This is a genomic window from Nostoc cf. edaphicum LEGE 07299 (genome assembly GCF_015207245.1).
Taxonomy (GTDB): Bacteria; Cyanobacteriota; Cyanobacteriia; order Cyanobacteriales; family Nostocaceae; genus Nostoc; species Nostoc edaphicum_B.
The window spans coordinates 1-4,357 of record NZ_JADEXF010000473.1; the positions used below are offsets into that span (position 1 = coordinate 1).

The following is a 4,357-nucleotide window of genomic DNA, read 5'->3' on the forward strand; positions in this document are numbered from 1 at the left end:
CCCTCCTTTCGCGACTAACACTGTCACATCGTCTCGCTCTCGGTTAAAGTCTCGGTATAGCACTCCTGCAATCAAGCTGGGATGTTTTTGAATTAAGCCGGGATAGCGATCGATTTGCCACTTAGCGCCTAATCCGTCAGAATGCATAATTAAAACTCCGTTAGCATACCAGGGATAGCTAAACTCTTGAATTTTGCGGATTTCATGTCCAACCGTGCCGTTATGAGATAGCAAATTGCGGTGCTCAGTAAAGGAGAAAATGCTGGCAGCGATGTTGCCAATTCCAGCAAAGCGGACAGACTGTTGGTCAAAATCGATTTCGGCAATGGCGAGTGCTGCTCCTCGCGTACTTCGCAAGGCGGCGTGGGCAGCTTCGACGATCGCCCCAGGAGAACTATGAAGATGTTCTTGAAAGATTCTCACGGCTGCGTCAGCAGCAGAAGCCGCGGCAGGCCCATGCCCTAAACCATCAGCTACTAGCAACAGGCTACGGCAACAATCGACTTCACAGACCCAGATATCTCCTGAAACCTCTTCTCCTCGTTTGGGCAAACAGATCGCTCCAATTTCTAAAACCTTTTCAGGTTGATGGGGGGCTGAGTCTGGCCAGAGGTGAGCCAGGAGCGCTGTTCCTTGGTTGGGAATGGAGTAAATTTCCAAGAAACCAGAAAGGCGACGAATTGCACCCATACCATTGCCCAAGGTTCTGGCTGTGGAAAAGCCATCTTGCAAACACTCATCCACATCGACCATTCCCCGTCCTTTATCTAGCGATAAGATTTCAATGCCAATTGTGGAATGTTGCTTGAGCGATCGCATTAGCACAACTCCGCCGTGGGCGTGCTGCACCAGATTGTTGGCAATTTCTGTCACCACAATCCCAACCTTGGCCCGTTCTGTTTCCTGAAAACCGAGCCGAGTTGCTAAACCCATCGCTGCCCGTCTGGCTTCCCCAGTTTGGCTAGATTCAGTAATTGTGACAGCGACAGATTCTTTCATTTTATTTCCATCGTACAATTATTATCCGTGTTCCTTCTCCCACCACAGACTGAATCTCAAACTCGTTGGCAAGTCGTTTGGCACCACCTAGCCCCATACCTAAGCCGCTGCCCGTTGTGAACCCATCCTTTAGCGCCAGTTCGATATCGGAAATTCCCGGCCCCCGATCTTCAAAAGTCAGTCGGAGTCCTCGTCGTCGCCCTTCCTGAAGGATTTCTAGCTTGACTGTGCCGCCCCCTCCGTAGTCTAGAGTATTGCGGGCTAACTCACTGGCGGCGGTAACAATTTTAGTTTGGTCTACTAAGCCAAAGCCAATTTCCACGGCCAGCTGGCGCACAGACTGCCGAACTAAAACTACATCTGTAGAAGATTGAATGTTAATCGTTTCAGTCTTCTGCATCATCATCTGCACGCCATTTAGTGGCAGTGGTTTGATTTGTGGTTTCATTGAGTGACGATCGCAACAATGCCATACCCTTTTCGACGTTTAGGGCAGTGCGAATCCCCGTCAGCGACAGCCCCAATTCCACTAAGGTGATTGCCACAGCAGGCTGCATCCCGACGACAACTGTCTCAGCATCTAGCACCCATGACATTCTGGCAATGTTGGCTAAAACCCTACCAATGAAGGAATCAACAATCTCTAATCCCGAAATATCAATCAGGACACCATGAGCGTGAGTTTGAGTGATGCGGTTTGTCAAGTCTTCCTGTAGCGTTATAGCGAGGCGATCGTGCATATCTACCTGGATTGTCACAAGTAGAAAATTGCCCATTTTGAGTATAGGAATGCGTTCCATTGCTTTCTTCCAGCTATTTGGATTGAGAGCGGGTAATGGTCGTTCCCAACCGTTTTAGCGCCGTCAGAAAGGCATCAGCTAAGGTTGCTTTTGTGACTACATTTGTCAAATCAATGCCAAGATAGACGATTGTTTGGGCAATTTGAGGACGAATGCCACTGATCATACAATCAGCTCCCATAAGACGGGCGGCGGTAACAGTCTTGAGCAGATGTTGAGCGGTCAGGGTATCGACAGTGGGAACTCCAGTAATGTCAATGATGGCAACTTCGGAACTGGTTTCGACAATTTTTTGCAATAACGATTCCATCATCATTTGAGTCCGGGCACTATCCAGGGTGCCGATAATCGGCAATGCTAAAATTCCCTCCCAGAGTTTAACCACGGGGGTAGACAGCTCCATCAACTCTTCCTGCTGCCGTAAAATCACCTCTTCCCGCGCCTTTTGATAGACCTCAATTGTCAGCAATCCTAGCTGATCGAGTAAGTTTGTGGCTAACCAGATATTTTCACCCAACTCAATGGGGTCTTGCAATTGCTGACGCATTCGGTTGAAGAGGGGTTGCTTGAACGAAAAGACGAATGTAGCTGTTTCTGAGGGTGTGAAGCCATTTTGCGATCGCGATCGAGAAATGCTGTTGAGCATCTCCCGCATCTCCTGCCACTCCGCTGCCTGAATATTGGTAAAGTTGCCCCGCCCAACGGCAATCCGAAACAAACTCAGGAATTCCCGGCACTCCTCTTTTAGCTGGGCTTCTTTAATCAAGCCTCTGCGAATATTGACAATAGCTAGTTCCTGAGTCCACTCCGACAGCAAGTCTGCCTCGAAGGTTTCTAATATCTCTGATATCTTACTTTCGCTCATCGTTTCTTTGAGGGCAACCGCTTTCATTAGTTCAAAATCAGTGTATGACGATTCAGTCCAAGGTGAAAGCGATGATTACAAAAAGCCTAAGAGCTTGCTAGATAAGCTGGTGTGCATTCAAGTTGCACATTATCTGGTGGAGACTGTCATTAGTCATTTGTCCCTTGTCCTTTGTAAATACAAATGACTAATGACTAAGGACAAAGGACGACATTCACGGGTGATTATGTAATTTAGATGTGTTTTAGCTTATTAAGTGCGATAAATTAGATAGACATATAGCGATGCCTGGGTTGGGCTACGCCTACGCTAAGATTGATTGACGGATCGGCAAAAAAGTCACAAAAAATGCGATTCGTCTAAAAGTGTATTTTGACTCCTGAATTCTGACTCCTGCTGTATTTAATGCAAATTTCGGGACTGTGGTTGAATGGGAAGCGGAGAACGAGAAGGTACTTTATCGCGCCATAGAAGCAAAGGAATACAGAAAAATCCCAAAATAATTACAGCTCCAGTCATGATCCAAACCATTAACCTATTTGGTCTATAGTTCCCTCCTTCAATTTGCCAGAAAACTTGGTTGTATCGCCATGCAGCTAAAGCAATAGTCGAAATTCCAAAAATTACCAAAGCAACACCCAAATTTTCCGAGTTAGATAATGGACTTACCGGAGGTTCTTGTTGAGTAAGAGTAATATTCAACTGGCGCAGAAATATACCAAATCGCGCAATTACAAAACCAAAGCTAATCAATGCAATAGAAGTGCGTAGCCAAGCCAGAAAGGTACGTTCATTCGCTTGATGCTCCCTTTGACGGTCAATTTTCGGTATTTTATCCATAAGTATCTTCTGAGGCTAACAGCGTACTTTCAATATCAACAAGGTATTAATACTTACAACCCAAGCGATCGCGAGAATCTTTACAATATTAAATAAGGTAAAGATGTATATCAGAGTCAAAATCAATGGGACTATTCGGATTTGGTAAAAAGCAAAATATGCCTACACCTGAAGAAGCTTTGTCAGGAAGGGCACAATCTATGTCAGTACCTGCCGCTCATTATGTCAACAAGAATCCTTTAAAACCTCCTTTTCCCGATGGATTAGAAAAGGTAATTTTTGGCTTGGGCTGTTTTTGGGGTGCAGAACGCAAATTCTGGCAACTTAAAGGAGTTTACACCACCGCAGTCGGTTATGCTGCTGGTTTAACACCCAACCCCACTTATGAAGAGGTATGTAGTGGGCAAACCGGTCACAATGAAGTGGTGTTGGTTGTATTCGATCCCAAAGTGATTAGTTATGCCGAACTGCTCAAAGTCTTTTGGGAAAGCCACAATCCCACCCAAGGGATGCGCCAAGGTAATGATGTTGGCACTCAATACCGTTCGGGAATTTATGTATATTCCGAAAATCAAAAGCAGCTAGCAGAAGCATCGCGGGAAGCTTATCAGCAAGCCCTCAACAGCGCAGGTTATGGCAAGATTACGACAGAAATCTTAGATGCGCCGGAATTCTACTACGCTGAAGCCTACCATCAGCAATACCTAGCTAAAAATCCCAACGGGTATTGTGGTTTGGGAGGGACAAATGTTTCTTGTCCCGTGGGTGTAGTTGAATCGCAAGTTAGCGGTTAGAAGAAAGCAGAGGGGCAGAGGGACAGAAGAGCAGAGGAGCAAGGGAAAATAAATAATAC

The 4,357-nt window shown here is 46.0% G+C and carries 6 protein-coding genes; 1 reads left to right on the forward strand and 5 read right to left on the reverse strand.

The window, feature by feature from the left end:
* From IQ229_RS15030 to IQ229_RS15050, 5 genes are all read right to left on the reverse strand, one after another.
* On the reverse strand, positions 1-999 hold a 999-nt coding region (locus IQ229_RS15030; RefSeq protein ID WP_194044943.1), incomplete at its 3' end, for an ATP-binding SpoIIE family protein phosphatase.
* Position 1,000: 1 nt separating this feature from the next.
* Positions 1,001-1,447 carry an anti-sigma regulatory factor gene (locus IQ229_RS15035; protein WP_228013480.1) on the reverse strand — a complete coding sequence of 149 codons (447 nt, stop codon included), beginning with the start codon at positions 1,445-1,447 and terminating at the stop codon, positions 1,001-1,003.
* Positions 1,386-1,799: an STAS domain-containing protein gene (locus IQ229_RS15040; protein ID WP_194044945.1), complete on the reverse strand. Its 414-nt coding sequence runs from the start codon at positions 1,797-1,799 to the stop codon at positions 1,386-1,388. Before IQ229_RS15040 ends, IQ229_RS15035 begins: the two co-directional genes overlap by 62 nt.
* Positions 1,800-1,812: 13 nt before the next feature.
* On the reverse strand, positions 1,813-2,691 hold the full coding sequence (locus tag IQ229_RS15045) for an STAS domain-containing protein (protein WP_228013481.1): 879 nt from the start codon (positions 2,689-2,691) through the stop codon (positions 1,813-1,815).
* A gap of 375 nt (positions 2,692-3,066) precedes the next feature.
* On the reverse strand, positions 3,067-3,504 hold the full coding sequence (locus tag IQ229_RS15050; protein WP_194044947.1) for a YidH family protein: 438 nt from the start codon (positions 3,502-3,504) through the stop codon (positions 3,067-3,069).
* Between the two features lie 125 nt (positions 3,505-3,629).
* Between IQ229_RS15050 and msrA the strand changes: the two genes are divergently transcribed.
* Positions 3,630-4,298, forward strand: coding sequence for a peptide-methionine (S)-S-oxide reductase MsrA (gene msrA / locus IQ229_RS15055; protein WP_194044949.1), 669 nt, complete (start codon positions 3,630-3,632; stop codon positions 4,296-4,298).
* The last annotated feature ends 59 nt before the right edge of the window (positions 4,299-4,357 follow it).